This window comes from Streptomyces sp. NPDC033131 (assembly GCF_055578365.1).
Genome location: NZ_JBVIPA010000007.1, coordinates 161,322 through 179,361, shown reverse-complemented (window position 1 = coordinate 179,361; position 18,040 = coordinate 161,322). Strand labels below are relative to the sequence as shown.

The following is an 18,040-nucleotide window of genomic DNA, read 5'->3' as shown; positions in this document are numbered from 1 at the left end:
CCTGTGTACCAGGGGTCCGTGTTCCCCATTTTGCCGGACGTTCCAAACAGTGTGATCTGTCACAAGGATGCCGCACAGGCGTCCCGGGGTAAGCGGCAGGGGTCCAATTGGGGGCTGATCCTCAGGGTCCGGGGCGGGATGTCAGTGCCGGGCTCTAGGCTGGCCGGGTGTCCAAATCGCCGGTGAGAGCACAGGCCAAGGGGGCTGGACGGGTGGTTGTACGTCGAGATTCCGCCGTGGGCGAACAGGACCTCGCCGGTGGAAAGAAAACGGCAAAAGCGACAAAGAAGGTTGCGGTGAAAGCGGTGGCTCCGACCGGCCCGGTGCAGGCGAATCCCGTGAAGAAGAGCGAGTCGCGTACCGCCCTGGTCCGCCGGGCCCGCCGAATCAACCGCGAGCTCGCCGAGGTCTATCCGTACGCCCATCCCGAGCTGGACTTCGAGAACCCCTTCCAACTGGTCCTCGCCACGGTTCTGTCCGCCCAGACCACCGACCTCCGGGTCAACCAGACCACCCCCGCCCTCTTCGCCAAATACCCCACTCCGGAGGACCTGGCCGCGGCCAACCCGGAGGAGGTCGAGGAGATCCTGCGCCCGACCGGTTTCTTCCGGGCCAAGACCAGGTCGGTGATAGGGCTGTCCAAGGCCCTGGTGGAGCAGTTCGGGGGAGAGGTTCCCGGGCGGCTCGAAGACCTCGTCAAGCTGCCCGGCGTAGGCCGCAAGACCGCCTTCGTCGTCCTGGGCAACGCGTTCGGGCGGCCCGGCATCACCGTGGACACGCACTTCCAGCGGCTGGTGCGGCGTTGGCAGTGGACCGAGCAGACCGAGCCCGAGAAGATCGAGGCCGCCGTCGGCGCGCTCTTTCCCAAGAGCGACTGGACGATGCTCTCGCACCACGTGATCTTCCACGGCCGCCGCATCTGCCACGCCCGCAAGCCGGCCTGCGGTGCCTGCCCGATCGCCCCGCTCTGCCCGGCGTACGGCGAGGGCGAGACAGATCCGGAGAAGGCGAAGAAGCTCCTCAAGTACGAGAAGGGCGGCTTCCCCGGCCAGCGCCTGAAGCCCCCGCAGGCATATCTGGACGCGGGCGGGAAACCCGCGCCGCCGCTGGAGGCAGGGTGACACGCCCTCGGGCTTGCCTGTGGGCACGTTCCCAGGAACGATCTCGGGGTCGCCGGGCGTTGGGTCCAGCAGGACGACGGGGGTGGCGATGACGCGGGCGAGCAACACACAGGGCGGTTCGGTGACGCTCAGCAAGGAGGGCCTGCCGACCTGGCTCGACCCGGTGGTGCACGCGGTGGAGACGGTCGAGCCGCTGCAGCTCAGCCGCTTCCTGCCGCCCAAGGACGGCGCGGGACGGCAGTCCGCCGTCCTGGTCCTCTTCGGTGACGGGGACGGCGAGCGCGGCCCCGAGCTGCTGCTCATGGAGCGGGCGAGCTCACTGCGCTCCCATGCGGGCCAGCCCTCCTTCCCCGGCGGCGCGCTCGATCCGGAGGACGGCGACCCGAAGGGCGACGGGCCCCTGCGGGCCGCCCTGCGCGAGGCCGAGGAGGAGACCGGGCTCGACCCGGCCGGCGTCCAGCTCTTCGGCGTGCTGCCCAAGCTGTACATCCCGGTCAGCGGCTTCGTCGTGACCCCGGTGCTGGGCTGGTGGCGCGAGCCGAGCCCGGTGGGGGTGGTGGATCCGAACGAGACCGCGCGGGTCTTCACCGTCCCCGTGGCGGATCTCACGGATCCCGGCAACCGCGCGACCGCCGTGCACCCCAGCGGCCACCGGGGCCCGGCATTCCTGGTCGAATCAGCCCTGGTGTGGGGCTTCACGGCGGGAATCATCGACCGGCTGCTCCACTACTCGGGCTGGGAACGGCCGTGGGACCGCGAGAAGCAGGTCCCTCTCGACTGGCGCGCATGACAGGGTGTCTGCCGTGCTGTGCAAAGTGATGAGGCGAGGCTCGAACCGGTGAACGTGCTGGACATCCTGTTGTTGCTCGCCGCCGTCTGGTTCGCGATCGTCGGCTACCGCCAAGGCTTCGTCGTCGGCATCCTGTCGGTGATCGGCTTCCTCGGTGGCGGTCTCGTGGCCGTGTACCTGCTGCCCGTCGTCTGGGACGCGCTCACCGACAACGCGGAGGTCAGTACGACCGCCGCCGTCGTCGCGGTCGTCGTCGTCATCGTCTGCGCCTCCGTGGGCCAGGCCCTGACCACTCACCTCGGCAACAAGCTGCGCCGGTACATCACCTGGTCCCCGGCCCGTGCGCTGGACGCGACGGGCGGGGCCCTCGTCAACGTCGTCGCGATGCTCCTGGTCGCCTGGCTGATCGGCTCCGCCCTCGCGCAGACCACGCTGCCGACGCTGGGCAAGGAGGTCCGCAGTTCCAAGGTGCTGCTGGGCGTGTCGGAGGCGCTGCCCCGTCAGGCGGACACCTGGTTCAAGGACTTCACCTCGGTCCTCGCGCAGAACGGCTTCCCGCAGGTCTTCAGCCCGTTCTCCAACGAGCCGATCAAGGAGGTCCGGCCCCCGGACCCGGCCCTCGCCAACAGCGCCGTCGCCACCCGCGCCCAGCGCTCCATCGTCAAGGTCATGGGCACCGCCCAGAGTTGCGGCAAGGTCCTGGAGGGCACCGGCTTCGTCTTCGGCAGCCGCCGCGTCATGACCAACGCGCATGTCGTCGGAGGCATCGACGAGCCCACCGTCCAGATAGGCGGCGAGGGCAGGAAGTACGACGCGACGGTCGTCCTCTACGACTGGGAGCGCGACATCGCCGTACTCGACGTACCGGACCTGAGCGCACCCGCGCTGAAGTTCACGACCGAGGACGCGAGCAGCGGGGACGGCGCGATCGTCGCCGGGTTCCCGGAGAACGGGGCGTACGACGTCCGTGCCGCGCGCGTGCGCGGGCGCCTCACGGCCAGCGGCCCGGACATCTACCACCGCAGCACCGTGCGCCGCGACGTGTACTCGCTGTTCGCGACCGTCCGCCAGGGCAACTCCGGAGGCCCGCTGCTCACCCCCGAAGGGAAGGTGTACGGCGTGGTCTTCGCGAAGTCCCTCGACGACGCCGACACCGGGTACGCGCTCACCGCGGACGAGATCCAGGAGGACATCGCCAAGGGGCGCGCCGCGAACCAGCAGGTGGACAGCGACAGCTGCGCGCTCTGAGCCCGGGATTGCGGGAAGGCCCGAGTCCCGGGTTCAGAAGGGGTGCAGAAAAAGGGGAGCGTCAGCCTCGCGGATGACGCAGGCGTACCGAGACCCAGCGGGCTCGGCGGCGCAGAATGCGCGGAATGCCCACCCTGAGGTCCGTGCCCGCCATATGCGGGGGACCGCCTCGCTGGTGGGAGCCCAGGCCGCTGCCCGAGCGTCGATTGCGTGCTGCGTCACTGTAGTCGTGCGTCCAGCCCATACCCGGACGTCTGCCCCTGCCCCAAGGTCGATAACCGCCCCCAGGCCCCCCAATTGGCCTATGCGCCGGGCAAGTGGCCGTTCGTAGGACACGTGTTCAGGCCCGGACGCCCAGGTCCGGATACCGGGCGCATCGGCACGGTCACCGATCGGGTTCGGGGTCCTTCAGCCAGTTGATGAGTTCGGTGGAAAAGGCCGTCGGGTCCTCTTCGTGCGGGAAGTGTCCCAGGCCGTCGAACAGCCGCCAACGGTACGGCGCTTCGACGTACTCACCGGAGCCGGCCGCGCTCCGCGTCCGCATCACCGGGTCGAGCGAGCCGTGCAGGTGCAGGGTCGGCACCCGCACCGGCCGCTTCATCCGCCGGTTGAACTGGATGCCGTCGGGACGCGCCATCGACCGCACCATCCAGCGGTACGGCTCGATCGAGCAGTGCGCGGTCGAGGGGATGCAGATCGCACGGCGGTACGCGTCCACCGCGTCGTCGTCCGGCAGGCGCGGGCCCGACCAGTCCCGGATGAGACGGGCGACGAGCGCGCCGTCGTCGGCGGTGAGCTGCCGCTCGGGGATCCACGGCCGCTGGAACCCCCAGATGTAGGAGCCCGCGGACGTCTGCTTGACGTCCGACAGCATCGCCGAGCGCCAGCGCCTGGGGTGCGGCATCGAGGCGACCGCGAGCCGCCTCACGAGCTTCGGGCGCATCGCGGCCGCCGTCCACGCCAGGTAGCCGCCCAGGTCGTGGCCGACCAGCGCGGCGTCCGGCTCGCCCAGTGAGCGGATCACGCCGGTGATGTCGAGGGCGAGGTTGGCCGGGTCGTAGCCGCGCGGGGTGCGGTCGCTGCCGCCGACACCGCGCAGGTCCATGGCGACGGCCCGGAAGCCTGCGTCGGCGAGCGCGGGCAACTGGTGCCGCCAGGTCCACCAGAACTGGGGGAAGCCGTGCAGCAGCAGCACCAGCGGCCCGTCACCCATCTCCGCGATGTGGAAGCGCGCGCCGTTGGCGGCGACCTCCCGGTGCGTCCAGGGGCCGTCCGGTCGTACGACCGAGGCCGGCTGGGACGAGGGTGTCGCGGGATCCGTCATGAGGATGAGCGTGCCACAGCCTCGATGGCCTTGGCGTCCGGGAGCCCGTCCTCCAGGGCCGCCGGGCGCGGGTGCGGCTTGGCGTTCTGCAGGACGCCCGCCGACTCCTTCATCGAGGCGGCGACCTTCTGCGGGCCCTTGCTCTTCTTGGCCTTCTTCGCGAAGACCACGCCGATCAGTGCGAGGACGAGCGCGACGAGCACGTTCGCCGCGAAGGAGAGCAGGAAGCAGACCGCGAGGTTCCAGTCGCTCCACGTGCGGATGCCGTACGCGAGCGCGAAGTTCAGCATCGGCAGCGAGAAGAGCAGGATCGCCCCGGCCACCGTGAACGCGCCGCCGCTCGTCGCCCCGCGTTTGACGTCGCGCTTGAGCTGAGACTTGGCCAGCGCGATCTCGTCGTGCACCAGCGCGGACATCTCGGTCGTCGCCGAGGCGAACAGCTGGCCGATGCTGCGTTCGGCGCCGACCGGGCTGCCGTCGGGTGCGCTCATCGCGTTCTCCCTTTTCTGCTGTGTGCCTGACTGGGAACGGTTCTTCTGTGCCGTCCCGTCAGATCATGCCGGACGACCGTCCTGATCGCCTGCCCCGCCCGTCACTTCGGCAAGCGCGTGGCGTTCGGCGGCCTTCACCTCGGCGAGCCGGCGGTGCTCGGCGGCCTTGCGGTCGTGGATCGCGGCCATCCGCAGGTGGTACTCCGGCTCGTCCTCCTCGTAGATGTCCGGGATCCCGTCGAGGTCCTCGTCGCGCTCCTCGGCCTCGTACAGGCGCCGGTACTTGGCGTTCCGCATCTTCAGCAGCACGGTCGCCAGCAGGGCCGCGATGACGGACCCCATGAGTACGGCGGCCTTGACCTCGTCCGTCAGCGCCCCGTTGCCGTCGAAGGCCAGCTCGCCGATGAGCAGCGACACGGTGAACCCGATGCCGGCCAGGGTGGCCACCGCGAGCACGTCGGCCCACTCCAGGTCGTCGCTGAGCGAGGCCCGGGTGAAGCGGGCCGTCAGCCAGGTCCCGCCGAAGATGCCGACCGCCTTGCCGACCACAAGACCGAGGACCACCCCGAGCGTCTCCGGCTTGGTGAACACGTCGCCCAGTACGCCCCCGGAGAGCGAGACACCCGCGCTGAACAGGGCGAACAGCGGTACGGCCAACCCGGCCGAGAGCGGACGTACGAGATGTTCGATGTGCTCGCCGGGGGAGTGCTCCTCACCCTCGCGGGTCGTGCAGCGCAGCATCAGGCCCATCGCGACGCCCGCGATCGTGGCGTGGATGCCGCTGTTGTACATCAGCGCCCAGATGACGAGCGCGAGCGGGATGTACACGTACCAGCCGCGTACGCCCTTGCGCAGCAGCAGCCAGAAGACGGCGAGGCCGACGACCGCGCCGGCGAGCGCGGCGAAGTCGAGGCTGTCGGTGAAGAAGACCGCGATGATCAGGATCGCGAAGAGGTCGTCGACCACGGCGAGGGTGAGCAGGAACGCGCGCAGGGCGCTCGGCAGGGACGTGCCGATGACGGCGAGCACGGCGAGTGCGAAGGCGATGTCGGTGGCGGTGGGCACGGCCCAGCCCTGTAGTGAGCCGCCGCCGGTGACGTTGGTGAGCGTGTAGACGAGCGCCGGTACGGCCATCCCGCACAGGGCCGCCACCACGGGCAGCGCGGCCGCCCTGGGGTCCTTGAGGTCGCCGGCGACCAGTTCCCGCTTGAGCTCGATGCCGGCGACGAAGAAGAAGACCGCGAGGAGTCCGTCGGCCGCCCAGTGCGCGATCGACAGGTTCAGGCCGAGGGCCGCGGGGCCGAGGTGGAAGTGGCTGACGCTCTCGTAGCTGTCGTGGATCGCCGGCACGTTCGCCCACACCAGCGCGGTGACCGCGGAGACGAGCAGCAGGACACCGCCGACGGTCTCGGTACGCAGCGCGTTCGCGACGAAGGTCCGCTCGGGCAGGGAGAGCCGGCCGAAGGCCTTGCGGGGGGTGGTGGGGCGGGGCGCGGTCACGAGGGAGGCCTCCGGTCGGTGGGCAGCGTTGAGCACGTTGCCGACCAGACTTCCCGGCGCACCTATTTGGTTGGTTTACCTAAAATACACGGGGAGGAACCCGGTGAATCTCCATGTTAGGCGGGTCAGGGGCACTCGGCGCGCTTGTCGCCGGGTGCCCCCTGACGGCCGTCCTCAGCCCTCGCTGGGGGCCGCGGGCAGCTTCGCCTGGATGAGGTCCATGACGGTGGAGTCCGTCAGAGTCGTCACGTCACCGAGCTTGCGGTTCTCGGCGACGTCCCGCAGCAGACGCCGCATGATCTTGCCGGAACGGGTCTTCGGCAGCTCGGCCACCGGCAGGACCCGCTTCGGCTTGGCGATCGGGCCGAGGGTGGCGCCGACGTGGTTGCGCAGGTCGGCGACGAGGTTCTCGTCCTCGGCGTTCGCCGTGCCGCGCAGGATCACGAAGGCCACGATCGCCTGACCGGTCGTCTCGTCCGCCGCGCCGACGACGGCCGCCTCGGCGACCGACGGGTGGGAGACGAGGGCCGACTCGACCTCGGTGGTGGAGATGTTGTGGCCCGACACGAGCATCACGTCGTCCACCCGGCCCAGCAGCCAGATGTCGCCGTCGTCGTCCTTCTTCGCGCCGTCGCCGGCGAAGTACCTGCTCTCGAAACGTGACCAGTACGTGTCGAGGAACCGCTGGTCGTCGCCCCAGATGGTGCGCAGCATCGACGGCCAAGGCTCGGTGAGGACGAGGTAACCGCCCCCGCCGTTGGGCACTTCCCGGGCCTCGTCGTCGACGACGGTCGCGGAGATGCCGGGCAGCGGCGTCTGCGCGGAACCGGGCTTGGTCGCGGTGACACCGGGCAGCGGCGAGATCATCATCGCGCCGGTCTCGGTCTGCCACCAGGTGTCGACGACGGGCGTCCTGTCGGCCCCGATGTGCTTGCGGTACCACATCCAGGCCTCGGGGTTGATGGGCTCGCCCACGGAGCCGAGGATCCGCAGGGAGGACAGATCGAACTTCGCGGGGATGTCGTCGCCCCACTTCATGAACGTGCGGATTGCCGTGGGCGCGGTGTACAGGATGGTCACCCCGTACTTCTGCACGATCTCCCAGAACCGGCCCTGGTGCGGAGTGTCCGGCGTGCCCTCGTACATGACCTGTGTGGCGCCGTTCGCGAGCGGGCCGTAGACGATGTAGGAGTGCCCGGTGACCCAGCCGACGTCGGCGGTGCACCAGTAGACGTCGGTCTCCGGCTTGAGGTCGAAGACGGCGTGGTGGGTGTACGCGGTCTGCGTGAGGTAGCCGCCGGAGGTGTGCAGGATGCCCTTCGGCTTACCCGTCGTGCCGGACGTGTACAGGATGAACAGCGGGTGCTCGGCGTCGAACGCCTCCGGCGTGTGCTCGGTGGACTGCCGGTCGACGATCTCGTGCCACCACACGTCGTGCGCGTCGTTCCAGGCGACCTCCTGGCCGGTACGGCGGACCACGAGGACGTGCTCGACGTTGTCCACGCGGGCGACCGCGTCGTCGACGGCCGGCTTGAGGGCCGACGGCTTGCCGCGCCGCCAGCCGCCGTCGGTCGTGATGACGACCTTGGCGTCGGCGTCCTGGATGCGGGTCGCGAGCGCGTCCGCCGAGAAGCCGCCGAAGACGACGGAGTGCGCGGCGCCGATCCGGGCGCACGCGAGCATCGCGATCGCCGTCTCGGGAATCATCGGCATGTAGACGGCGACCCTGTCGCCCTTCTGAACGCCCAGCTCCAGCAGGGCGTTCGCGGCCTTGGAGACCTCGTCCTTGAGCTCGGCGTAGGTGATGGCGCGGCTGTCGCCGGGCTCGCCCTCGAAGTGGATGGCGACCCGCTCGCCGTTCCCGGCCTCCACATGGCGGTCCACGCAGTTGTACGCCACATTGAGCTCGCCGTCCTTGAACCACTTGGCGAACGGCGGGTTCGACCAGTCCAGCGTCTCGGTCGGCTCGGTGGCCCAGGTCAGTCGGCGGGCCTGCTCGGCCCAGAAGCCGAGCCTGTCAGCCTTGGCCTGCTCATACGCCTCCGCGGTGACGTTGGCGTTGGCCGCCAGATCCGCGGGGGGTGCGAACCTGCGCTCCTCACGAAGCAGGTTGGAGAGGGAGGAATTCTCGCTCACTGTCCCATCTCCTCCCTCAGCAGGTTGGCCAGGCTTTCGTTGCTCACGACATCTCCCATTCTCAGGATTGTCCGCTGTGTCCCAGGCCACAGCTCATCAGACCCGGGGGCCCGGTGACAAGGGTCGACGGAAAATTGGTTTAGACCTGTGTGTGTGGTGGTGTACGTCGGTTTCGGCGGCCGGGCTCATTCGTACCCACGGACGACGACCGGGCAGAGTTCAGCACCTGTAACGCCTTTCACACTCCGGCCCGAGTACAGGGGAAGCGCCGGGGAGAAGAGGGGAGGAAGGGGCGAGTGCGCGCGGTGACCTCTTTTTGTGGCCCTCGTGTCGCCGACGCCCATACCGCCGCCGATGTGACGGCGAGGTGTCCCCCGCGGCTCTGAAGCAGCACCGCCGTCAGGGGTGAGACCAGGCTCTGCGAACCGGAGACCCTGCCCCAGGGCGCGCCGCGGGCGGGCGGATCAGCACGGCCGCCCGCAACGCGCCTTCCCGCGCGTCACACCGGCACATCCGCCGCCCGCACATGGTCGAACACCTCGTCCGCGCCCGTTCCGGTGAGCAGGTACGCCTGGGCCTCTCCCACGTGGAAGTACATTCCGTGCAGTTCCAGCGCCCCTTCTCGCCGGGCCCGCACCACCGACTCGTGGGCGGACAGATGCTCCAACTGCTGGACCACGTTGGTCAGACAGAGCTGCTCGGCCGCGTCGGCGGGTTCCCGTCCGGACAGCCGGGCCCACGGCCGGTCGTCGGCGGCCATGCGTTCCAGGCTCGGCAGCCCGTGCCGCAGCCACCGCTTGAGCGGCGTCTGGGCGCCGCCGGGCTCGGAGTTGAGCAGCGCCTGCATCGCCCCGCATCCAGAGTGCCCGCACACCGTGATGGAGCGCACCTTCAGCACGTCCACCGCGTACTCGATCGCGGCCGCCACCGAGTCGTCGCCGCTCTCCTGGCCGGGCAGCGGAACGAGGTTGCCCACGTTGCGCACCACGAAGAGGTCGCCCGGACCACTGGAGGTGATCATCGAGGTGACGAGGCGCGAGTCGGCGCAGGTGAGGAAGAGCTGGGACGGCCGCTGACCCTCACGCGCCAGCCGGGCCAGCTCACCCCGCACGTGGGGTGCGGTGTGGCGCTGGAACGCGCTGATGCCACGCGCCAGATCGTGACCGCTCGCCCCACCGGGCGTACCGGCTCTGCCCGCATGCCCCTCGTGGGGTGGCGAGGGCTGCGGGCGGTCGCACCGGTGGTTGCGCCACGGTGTCCAGGGGCGACAGCGGCAGCCGGCTGCGCCGGTGGCCGACTCGGCGTCCGCGGCCTCGGTCGTGAGGTCGGCCGCGTTTCCCGGCTCGGCGGTCCGGACCCCGGCGCGGCGGCCGATGAGCTCGACGGAGCCGCCTCGCGCGGTGTGCGTGTTCTGCCAGTCCTGCAGCGACTCGTACGCCGCGTGGTCCATGAACGACCCGCCCAACTCCACCACGACCTGGGCGCCCTGGGGCACGAGATGCAGGGCCCGGCTGAGCCGGGGAACCGCGAGGAACGTCAGCTGTCCTCGTACGTGTACGTGATGGACTCCTTCCCTCTCTTCGTGCGTGATGTGGGTGCGCGTGAGGCGGTGCAGGGCGACGGCGACGGCCACGGCGATGCCGAGCGTGACGCCCTCCAGGACGCCGAGGAGGACCACACCGAGTGTGGTGACGGCGTACACCGGCACTTCTCGGTGGCGGGTCACCGTGCGGATGTGGTGCAGGGACACCATCTGGATGCCGACGGCCATCACCAGGGCGGCGAGTGAGGCGAGCGGGATGAGCTCCAGGATCGGGACCATCAGCAGCGCGGCGACTACTACGAGAACGCCGTGCAACATCGTGGAGTTCCGGCTGACGGCACCGGCGTGGACGTTCGCCGAACTGCGCACGGCGACGCCCGCGACGGGAAGTCCGCCGAGCGAACCGGAGACGATGTTGGCGGCGCCCTGCCCGAGCAGTTCGCGGTCAAGGTTGGAGCGGCCGACGCCGGCGGGCAGGGCGGGGCGGCCGGCCACCAGCTTGTCCACGGCGACCGCGCCGAGCAACGACTGCACACTGCACACCAGCGTGGTGGTGAGCACGGCGGCGACCAGACCGAGCACCGGCCCCTCGGGAAGTCCGGCCAGGGCGTGGCTGCGCCAGGACGGCAGGTCGACCTTGGGCAGGGTGAGCCCGGCCAGCGAGGCGGCGGCGGAGGCCCCGGCGACGGCGACGAGCGCGGCCGGGATCCTGCGGAGCAGTCGCCCTGCCCGGCCGGGGATCCGGGGCCAGAGCAGGAGCAGGACAAGAGTCAGCGCGCTCACCGACACGGCGGCCGGATGCAGGCCCGCCAACTGGGCGGGCAGCGCACGCACGTTGTCGAGGACGGAGCTCTGCGGGGTGCCGCCGAGAACGATGTGCAACTGGGCGACGGCGATGGTGACGCCGATGCCGGCGAGCATGCCGTGCACGATCGCGGGGCTGACGGCGAGGGCGCCGCGGGCCACGCGCAGGCAGCCGAGGCCGAGTTGGGCGAGGCCTGCCAGGACGGTGATGGCGCAGGTCGTCCGCCAGCCGTAGCGCTGGATGAGGTCGGCGGTGACCACGGTCAGTCCGGCGGCCGGGCCGCTGACCTGGAGCGGGGCGCCGCCGAGCCGGCCGGCGACGATGCCTCCGACAGCGGCGGCGACGAGTCCGGCCTGCAGGGGTGCGCCGGTGGCGAGGGCGATGCCGAGGGACAGGGGCAGGGCGATCAGGAAGACCGCGATCGAGGCCGACACGTCGGCGCCCGCGACACGGAAGCGGCGGGAGGGGGACGGCGGCGGGTTGTGGGGTTGTCGGATGCTCTCCGGCCGAATCGAGTCGGCGGCGCGAGTGGGGACGCAGGCTGACATTTGTTTCCCGTCTCCTCCGGGGCAGCGCGGTCGCGATCTGGTGGTCCCCCGATGGCGGGGGGTCGGGTCGGCGGCCGTGGGTCACGGCGTGCAGCGGCGGGATGAATCAACGCTCAGTAAACGGATCGTAATGCAGAGTAAAGAGCGAGCATAGACTTTCCTGGCAAATGGGTGAATAGGTAACTCCAGAGAGTGAAGCGGCTCTTTGATCGGCTTGTCGTACTAATTCCTTCTCGGTCCCGTGCGAGCTTGACGGCCACAACACGCCCTCACCGGCGTCGGCCCGAGAGAAGGAAGTAGGTGGGCGGAACATGGCCGCCATCCAGAGGATCGCCGCGGGCGCCGTGGTCGCCGCGGTGTGTGCCGCGTCCCTCGCCGGCTGCGGGATCGGAAGCGACGGTTCCAAGGAAGCAGCGGCAGGGCCACCGAAGGCGAAGCCGGCCCAGGCGCCGCCCAAGAAAGTCGTCCGCCTGATCGGCGACGGCTCCACCTCGTACACCGGAGCCCAGCCCCACCTGCCCAGACCCGAACGCCTCACGCCGGGCCAGAAGCCCCCGCAGTTCGTGGTGTTCTCCTGGGACGGCGCCGGCGAGGACGGCCAGAAGCTGTTCTCCCACTTCCGCAAGGTCGCCAAAGCGAACAACGCGACAATGACGTACTTCCTCAGCGGCGTGTACATGCTCCCGGAGGAGAAGCGCGACCTGTACAGGCCGCCGCAGCACTCACCGGGCCGCTCCGACATCGGCTTCAACGACGAGCGGGGCATCGCCGAGACCGCGAAGCAGCTGCGCATGGCGTGGCTGGAGGGCAACGAGATCGGCACCCACTTCAACGGCCACTTCTGCGGCAGCGGCGGAGGGGTCGGCGAGTGGTCGGTGGAGGACTGGAAGGACGAGATCGCCCAGGCCAAGCACTTCGTGAAGTCCTGGAAGACCAACGCCGGCCTGAAGAACGCCTCCCCGCTGCCCTTCGACTACGACAAGGAGCTCATCGGCGCCCGCACGCCCTGCCTGGAGGGCCAGAAGAACTTCATGAAGGCAGCCCGCGAGCTGGGTTTCCGCTACGACACCAGCGGTGTCAACAACCAGGTCTGGCCGAAGAAGAAGGACGGCCTGTGGGATCTGTCCATGCAGCTCGTGCCGTTCCCCGGGCACTCCTTTGAGCAGCTGACGATGGACTACAACTTCATGGTCAACCAGTCGGGCACCAGGACCCAAGGTGACCCCGCCAAGCACGACTTCTGGGGCGACCAGATGCGCGACGGCCTCCTTGCGGGCTTCCACCGGGCCTACGACGGCAACCGCGCGCCCCTGATCATCGGCAACCACTTCGAGTCCTGGAACGGCGGCACCTACATGCGGGCCGTCGAGGAGGTCATCGAGCGGGTCTGCAACAAGCCCGACGTGCGCTGCGTGTCCTTCCGGCAGCTCGCCGACTGGCTGGACGCCCAGGACCCGAAGACCCTCCAGCAGCTGCGCTCCCTGACGGTCGGCGAGGCCCCGAAGCAGAGCTGGGCGTCCTTCCTGTCGGGTGGACGCCCGGCCCCGGCCCCGAAGGGTGTGCCCGGGGCGCCGACGGCCAAGCGGCAGTAGCCGTCAGGCGGTTCGGCGGGTGTTGGCAGGGGCCGGCGGGTGCTGCGAGCAGTAACCGTCAGGCGGTTGCCACGACACTCTCGCCGAGCACGAAGGAGGGGTCGACCTGCGCTGCCAGGTCGGCCCCGGTGCGCTCGTTGCCCCAGGACTGGGCGTTCTTCAGGTGGAAATGCACCATCTGGCGCGTGTAGCGCTCCCAGTCCCGCAGCTCGTACGTAGCGTCGGCGGCCGACCGCAACCGGCTCAGGGCGCGGTGGTTGGCGTCCTCCAGGAGCTCGAACCGGGGCGGCCGGCCCTTCTCCAGGGCGCGCACCCAGTCCGAGTGCCCCACCGTCACGAGCAGGTCGTCCCCGACCTCGGCGCGCAGGAAAGCGAGGTCGTCGTCGCCCTGCACCTTGTTGCCGACGACCTTCAGGGTGACGCCGAAGCCGTGGGCGTACTCCTTGTACTGGCGGTAGACGGAGACTCCCTTCCGGGTCGGTTCGGCGACGAGGAACGTGATGTCGAAGCGGGTGAACATGCCGGAGGCGAAGGAGTCCGAGCCTGCCGTCATGTCCACCACCACGTACTCGTCCGGGCCGTCGACGAGGTGGTTCAGGCACAGCTCCACCGCTCCGGTCTTGGAGTGGTAGCAGGCGACGCCCAGGTCGGCGTCGGTGAAGGGGCCGGTGACCATCAAACGGACGATGCCACCGTCGAGTTCCACCGGCCGGGCGCAGGCGTCGTACACCGGGTTGTCCTCGCGCACCCGCAGCAGCCGCGAGCCCTCGCCGGGGGGCGTCGTCTTGATCATCGTCTCGCTCGAGACGATGCGCGGGTTGGAGCCGCGCAGATAGTCCTTGATCAAGGGCAGCCGCTCACCCATCGCGGGCAGCGCGGCCGCCTCCGCCTCGTCCAGGCCGAGCGCCGGGCCCAGGTGCTGGTTGATGTCGGCGTCGACGGCGACGACCGGCGCCCCGGTGGCCGCGAGGTGGCGGATGAAGAGGGAGGACAGGGTGGTCTTGCCGCTGCCGCCCTTCCCGACGAAAGCAATTTTCATGTTCACCAAGGGTAGTGGCTCGATAGCTGTAGGTGGCAGGCGGGCGTGAAGAAGACCACTCCTTCGTGGGGTGGGCGCCCGGGCTGCGTAGGGTCGTACTTATGAGTACGACAGGGGCGACCGCCGATCCGCTCGCTGCCCTGGGCTCGCTGCCCGGTGTGGCCGAGTCCGTGGAATCCATGCGCAAGGCCGTGGACCGGGTCTACGGACACCGGGTCATGCGGCGCCGCAGCAACGAGATCACCTCCGAGGCCGCCCTGCGCGGCGCGCGCGGCTCGGGGGCGCTGTCCGGCGCGGACTGGGCTCTGGAGGAGGTGCGCCGACGCACCGACTTCAGCGGCGACGACGAGGCGCGCGTCATGGGCGGCGCCCTGCGGCTGACCGCCGAGGCGGGGCAACTGCTGTCCATCTGGCGGCAGTCGCCGCTGCGGGTCCTGGCCAGGCTGCACCTGGTGGCCGCCGCGACCGCGGGCGACGAGGTGGGACGCCCGCGTCAGGCGGGTGAACCGGTCGACGAGCCGCTCATCGAGCTGCCGCTGCCGAGCGCGGCAGAGGTCTCCGGCCGCCTCGAAGGGCTTTCCGAACTGATCATCGCGGGCGGTTCGGCACCCGCTCTGATCACGGCCGCCGTCGTGCACGGCGAACTCCTCGCCCTGCGCCCCTTCGTCTCCCACAACGGTCTGGTCGCGCGCGCGGCCGAACGCATCGTCCTGGTGGGCAGCGGCCTTGACCCGAAGTCCGTCTGCCCGCCGGAGGTCGGTTACGCCGAACTGGGCCGCGCGGCCTACCTGGCGGCGCTCGACGGTTATGTCTCCGGCTCCCCGCAGGGCATGGCCGCCTGGATCGCCCACTGTGGCCGGGCGGTCGAACTGGGGGCCCGCGAGTCGATGGCGGTGTGCGAGGCGCTGCAGCGCGGGGCTGCCTAGGGGGGTCCGGCAGGTCCCGAAAATCCCCCGGAAAAGGGTTGCGGCGGTACGAGAATTCGTACCGCCGCTGGCATGTCCACCGGGGTACCAAGCGTCCTCGAATGGTGCCCATCAGGTCGGGAACTTTGCCCGTCCCTGGTGCGGCTGGCCCGTAATCGACGGGTCGACGTCGCGTGGGTGCCCGGTGTCCATGCTCGGTCCGTGGGGCCAAATTGCGTTCTTAAGGTGATCCTTTCGGATGTCCTTGGTCTCGCGGGCCGTTAACCCCTTTGTACTCCTGGACCGGAGCAAGCGGAAGCCCAGGCAACACTTCTTTACTTTTAGTGTCAAACGGACATTAAGCGGGTCGTGGCATGGTCAGGCCGGAGCGGCGCGGCGCCGGCTGGCGTACCAGACGAGGCCCGCGGTGGCCGCCGCGGCGCCTACCGCCGCGACCGCGACGAGCGCCGGACGGGGCGGGACGGAGAAGGCGGGCAGCCGCTTCTTGAGCCGGACCGGCCGGTGGAAATCCAGAATCGGCCACCCGCGCGCGAGCGCCTCACGACGCAGCGCGCGGTCGGGATTCACCGCGTGGGGGTGACCGACGGACTCCAGCATCGGCAGGTCGGTCGCCGAGTCGCTGTAGGCGTAGCAGCCCGCGAGGTCGTACCCCTCCGACTCGGCCAGTTCCCTGATCGCCTCGGACTTCGTCGGTCCGTACGCGTAGTACTCCACCTCCCCGGTGAAGCAGCCGTCGTCGCCCACCACCATGCGGGTGGCCACCACGCGGTCCGCGCCCAGCATCTCGCCGATCGGCTCGACCACCTCGGCACCGGACGTGGACACGATGACGACGTCGCGCCCAGCGGTGTGGTGCTCCTCGATGAGGGAGGCGGCCTCGTCGTAGATGATCGGGTCGATGAGCTCGTGGAGCGTCTCGGCGACGATCTCTCTGACCTGCTGGACGTTCCAGCCGCGCACGAGTGCGGACAGGTACTCGCGGGTCCGCTCCATCTGGTCGTGGTCCATGCCACCCACCAGGAAGACGAACTGGGCATATGCGGTACGCAAGGCGGCCCTGCGGTTGATCAGCCCGCCTTGGTAGAAGGACTTGCTGAAGGTGAGCGTGCTCGACTTCGCAATGACCGTCTTGTCCAGGTCAAAGAAGGCCGCTGTGCGGGGCAAGGAGTGGTTTTCCACAACCATGAGCATAGGCGCAGCCCATTCGGCGTAAGGTGGGCGTGTGGGTTTGCCTGAGAGGCCTCTCGGGTACACCATGGAAGTCACGGATCGTTCGCGACCGTGCTAACCCGGTCCGACTCCTCCCCCCCCGAGTCGGCCGTGGAGACGACCCCCGCTCTCCCCCCCGGCGGGGGTCGTCGCATGTCCGGGTGGGTTTTTTCCCTTCACCAAGCGGCCGCAGGGCCGTGTTGAGGCGGCTGCGGCCGCCTCTTTGGCATACCCATGATCCCTCACGCTCTGTAGTCGTCACGCTGCTCTGCGGAAGTCGCACAGCGGGTGGTACAGCGGTCACCGGTTTGGGTGACGGCGATATTCACAGCCGTTGAGTTGTCCACAGATATCGACCAAGATCCACAAGATTTCCGGGATCCCTGCACCGTGATTCCCACGCATCCGGCTCGCACCGAGTTCATGGCTGGTTCCGGTTTGTCGGGCGCGTTTGGCCGGTCGGTATCGGCCGTTCATATGGAGGCCGGTTGCCGGTTCTTCACACGTTTGGGAATCGCGGGGCCGTGGTGGCCCCGCGGAAGGGGGATGGACACCGTGGCCGCAGCCGTCACACACGATCCGCCGCCCGCCGCCGGAGGCCGGCAGGGCAAGCCGTTGATCGTGACCGAAGACACCGAACTGCTCGACGATCTGCTGCGCCTGTGCGCGGCAGCCGGCGCCACACCCGAGGTCCACCACGGGGTGCCGGACAACAGAGGCAACTGGGAGGCCGCGCCCCTCGTGCTGGTCGGCGACGACGCCGCACGGCGCGTCCGCGGGGCCGCACGCAGGCGCGGAGTGGTCCTGGTCGGCCGCGACCAGGACGACCCCGGTGTCTGGCAGCGGGCCGTCGAAATCGGCGCCGACCACGTCCTGATGCTGCCCGACGGCGAGCAGTGGCTGGTCGACCGCATCGCCGACGTCGCCGAAGGCACCGGCCGGCCCGCCCTCACCGTCGGCGTCATCGGCGGCCGGGGCGGGGCCGGAGCGTCCACGCTCGCCTGCGCGCTCGCCGTCACCTCCGCGCGTGAGGGACTGCGCACGCTCCTCGTGGACGCCGATCCTCTGGGCGGCGGACTCGACGTACTCCTCGGCGGCGAGAGCGCAGAAGGCCTGCGCTGGCCCGCGTTCGCCGCCTCGCGCGGCCGGGTCGGCGGCGGCGCCCTGGAGGAGTCGCTACCGCGTCTGCACTCCCTGCGGGTGCTGAGCTGGGACCGCGGCGACTGCGTCGCCGTCCCGCCCCAGGCCGTCCGGGCGGTGCTGGCCGCGGCCAGGCGCCGGGGCGGGACGGTCGTCGTCGACCTGCCACGCCGTATCGACGACGGCGTCGCCGAAGTTCTCGCCCAGCTCGACATGGGGCTCCTCGTGGTCCCCTCGGAGCTGCGTGCCGTCGCCGCGGCGGGCCGGGTGGCCTCCGCCGTCGGCATGGTCCTGCGGGACCTGAGGGTCGCCGTCCGCGGGCCGTACACCCCCGGGCTCGACGACCGCGAGGTGGCCCGGCTGCTCGGACTGCCCCTGGCCGGCGAGGTGCCGGTGGAGTCCACGCTGCAGCGTCCGCACGGGAGCCAGGCGCCTCCGGGCGCGGCCGCGCGGGGGCCGCTGGCGCGCTTCTGCAGGCAGTTCTGGGAGCGGGCGTTGATGGAGGCGGGTGCCGCGTGAGTACGTTCTCCGACCTTGAGGACCTCGATGAGGTCGCCGCTGGGCGGGGCGGTGGCCCGGTGAGTGGGGTGTCCGGGCGGTGGGTGGCCGGTGGGGTTGCGTCTGAGCC

The 18,040-nt window shown here is 70.1% G+C and carries 14 protein-coding genes; 6 read left to right on the top strand and 8 right to left on the bottom strand.

Annotated elements, in window-relative coordinates; genetic code table 11:
• Positions 1 to 236 precede the first annotated feature (236 nt).
• From nth to ACZ5XS_RS12605, 3 genes are all read left to right on the top strand, one after another.
• Positions 237 to 1,121, top strand: coding sequence for an endonuclease III (nth, locus tag ACZ5XS_RS12615; protein WP_468650468.1), 885 nt, complete (start codon positions 237 to 239; stop codon positions 1,119 to 1,121).
• Positions 1,122 to 1,209: 88 nt separating this feature from the next.
• Positions 1,210 to 1,911 (top strand): NUDIX hydrolase, encoded by a 702-nt coding sequence (locus ACZ5XS_RS12610; RefSeq protein WP_468650466.1) that lies wholly within the window; start codon positions 1,210 to 1,212, stop codon positions 1,909 to 1,911.
• 48 nt (positions 1,912 to 1,959) lie between these two features.
• Complete coding sequence (locus ACZ5XS_RS12605; protein ID WP_468650464.1) at positions 1,960 to 3,159, top strand: MarP family serine protease; 1,200 nt, start codon at positions 1,960 to 1,962, stop codon at positions 3,157 to 3,159.
• A 61-nt stretch (positions 3,160 to 3,220) separates the two neighbouring features.
• Here the strand turns inward: ACZ5XS_RS12605 and ACZ5XS_RS12600 are convergent, their stop codons facing one another.
• The 6 genes from ACZ5XS_RS12600 to ACZ5XS_RS12575 all read right to left on the bottom strand — a co-directional run bounded on the left by ACZ5XS_RS12600 (position 3,221) and on the right by ACZ5XS_RS12575 (position 11,506).
• Positions 3,221 to 3,403, bottom strand: a complete 183-nt coding sequence (locus tag ACZ5XS_RS12600) for a hypothetical protein (RefSeq protein WP_254402370.1) — start codon at positions 3,401 to 3,403, stop codon at positions 3,221 to 3,223.
• A 141-nt stretch (positions 3,404 to 3,544) separates the two neighbouring features.
• A complete protein-coding gene (locus tag ACZ5XS_RS12595; RefSeq protein WP_468650462.1) occupies positions 3,545 to 4,483 on the bottom strand; it encodes an alpha/beta fold hydrolase in 939 nt (312 codons plus the stop codon).
• Positions 4,480 to 4,974, bottom strand: a complete 495-nt coding sequence (locus tag ACZ5XS_RS12590) for a phage holin family protein (RefSeq protein ID WP_468650460.1) — start codon at positions 4,972 to 4,974, stop codon at positions 4,480 to 4,482. The genes ACZ5XS_RS12595 and ACZ5XS_RS12590 overlap by 4 nt, the downstream gene beginning before the upstream one ends.
• Positions 4,975 to 5,037: 63 nt before the next feature.
• A complete protein-coding gene (gene nhaA / locus ACZ5XS_RS12585; protein WP_468650458.1) occupies positions 5,038 to 6,474 on the bottom strand; it encodes a Na+/H+ antiporter NhaA in 1,437 nt (478 codons plus the stop codon).
• 174 nt (positions 6,475 to 6,648) lie between these two features.
• Positions 6,649 to 8,610, bottom strand: a complete 1,962-nt coding sequence (gene acs, locus ACZ5XS_RS12580) for an acetate--CoA ligase (RefSeq protein ID WP_468650456.1) — start codon at positions 8,608 to 8,610, stop codon at positions 6,649 to 6,651.
• Positions 8,611 to 9,109: 499 nt separating this feature from the next.
• Positions 9,110 to 11,506, bottom strand: coding sequence for a bifunctional SulP family inorganic anion transporter/carbonic anhydrase (locus tag ACZ5XS_RS12575; protein ID WP_468650454.1), 2,397 nt, complete (start codon positions 11,504 to 11,506; stop codon positions 9,110 to 9,112).
• 311 nt (positions 11,507 to 11,817) lie between these two features.
• Here ACZ5XS_RS12575 and ACZ5XS_RS12570 point away from each other — a divergent pair, with 311 nt between their 5' ends.
• Positions 11,818 to 13,098, top strand: coding sequence for a polysaccharide deacetylase family protein (locus tag ACZ5XS_RS12570; RefSeq protein WP_468650452.1), 1,281 nt, complete (start codon positions 11,818 to 11,820; stop codon positions 13,096 to 13,098).
• A gap of 58 nt (positions 13,099 to 13,156) precedes the next feature.
• Here the strand turns inward: ACZ5XS_RS12570 and ACZ5XS_RS12565 are convergent, their stop codons facing one another.
• On the bottom strand, positions 13,157 to 14,137 hold the full coding sequence (locus ACZ5XS_RS12565) for an ATP-binding protein (protein WP_468650450.1): 981 nt from the start codon (positions 14,135 to 14,137) through the stop codon (positions 13,157 to 13,159).
• A gap of 101 nt (positions 14,138 to 14,238) precedes the next feature.
• Here ACZ5XS_RS12565 and ACZ5XS_RS12560 point away from each other — a divergent pair, with 101 nt between their 5' ends.
• Positions 14,239 to 15,063: a Fic family protein gene (locus tag ACZ5XS_RS12560; RefSeq protein WP_468650448.1), complete on the top strand. Its 825-nt coding sequence runs from the start codon at positions 14,239 to 14,241 to the stop codon at positions 15,061 to 15,063.
• A 357-nt stretch (positions 15,064 to 15,420) separates the two neighbouring features.
• Here the strand turns inward: ACZ5XS_RS12560 and ACZ5XS_RS12555 are convergent, their stop codons facing one another.
• The gene (locus tag ACZ5XS_RS12555; protein ID WP_468650446.1) at positions 15,421 to 16,254 is read right to left on the bottom strand and encodes an HAD family hydrolase; all 834 of its coding nucleotides are present in this window, start codon (positions 16,252 to 16,254) and stop codon (positions 15,421 to 15,423) included.
• 564 nt (positions 16,255 to 16,818) lie between these two features.
• On the opposite strand from ACZ5XS_RS12555, the gene ssd reads away from it, so the two are divergent.
• On the top strand, positions 16,819 to 17,931 hold the full coding sequence (ssd, locus tag ACZ5XS_RS12550) for a septum site-determining protein Ssd (protein ID WP_468650444.1): 1,113 nt from the start codon (positions 16,819 to 16,821) through the stop codon (positions 17,929 to 17,931).
• Positions 17,932 to 18,040 lie beyond the last annotated feature (109 nt).

Bases quoted from the DNA above. Each gene is read 5' to 3' on its own strand.
- ACZ5XS_RS12560 (WP_468650448.1), top strand. From the start codon at position 14,239: ATGAGTACGACAGGGGCGACCGCCGATCCGCTCGCTGCCCTGGGCTCG.
- ACZ5XS_RS12555 (WP_468650446.1), bottom strand. From the start codon at position 16,254: ATGCTCATGGTTGTGGAAAACCACTCCTTGCCCCGCACAGCGGCCTTC.
- ssd (WP_468650444.1), top strand. From the start codon at position 16,819: ATGGACACCGTGGCCGCAGCCGTCACACACGATCCGCCGCCCGCCGCC.
- ACZ5XS_RS12565 (WP_468650450.1), bottom strand. From the start codon at position 14,137: ATGAAAATTGCTTTCGTCGGGAAGGGCGGCAGCGGCAAGACCACCCTG.
- ACZ5XS_RS12610 (WP_468650466.1), top strand. From the start codon at position 1,210: ATGACGCGGGCGAGCAACACACAGGGCGGTTCGGTGACGCTCAGCAAG.
- ACZ5XS_RS12570 (WP_468650452.1), top strand. From the start codon at position 11,818: ATGGCCGCCATCCAGAGGATCGCCGCGGGCGCCGTGGTCGCCGCGGTG.
- ACZ5XS_RS12590 (WP_468650460.1), bottom strand. From the start codon at position 4,974: ATGAGCGCACCCGACGGCAGCCCGGTCGGCGCCGAACGCAGCATCGGC.
- ACZ5XS_RS12575 (WP_468650454.1), bottom strand. From the start codon at position 11,506: ATGTCAGCCTGCGTCCCCACTCGCGCCGCCGACTCGATTCGGCCGGAG.
- ACZ5XS_RS12595 (WP_468650462.1), bottom strand. From the start codon at position 4,483: ATGACGGATCCCGCGACACCCTCGTCCCAGCCGGCCTCGGTCGTACGA.
- ACZ5XS_RS12600 (WP_254402370.1), bottom strand. From the start codon at position 3,403: ATGGGCTGGACGCACGACTACAGTGACGCAGCACGCAATCGACGCTCG.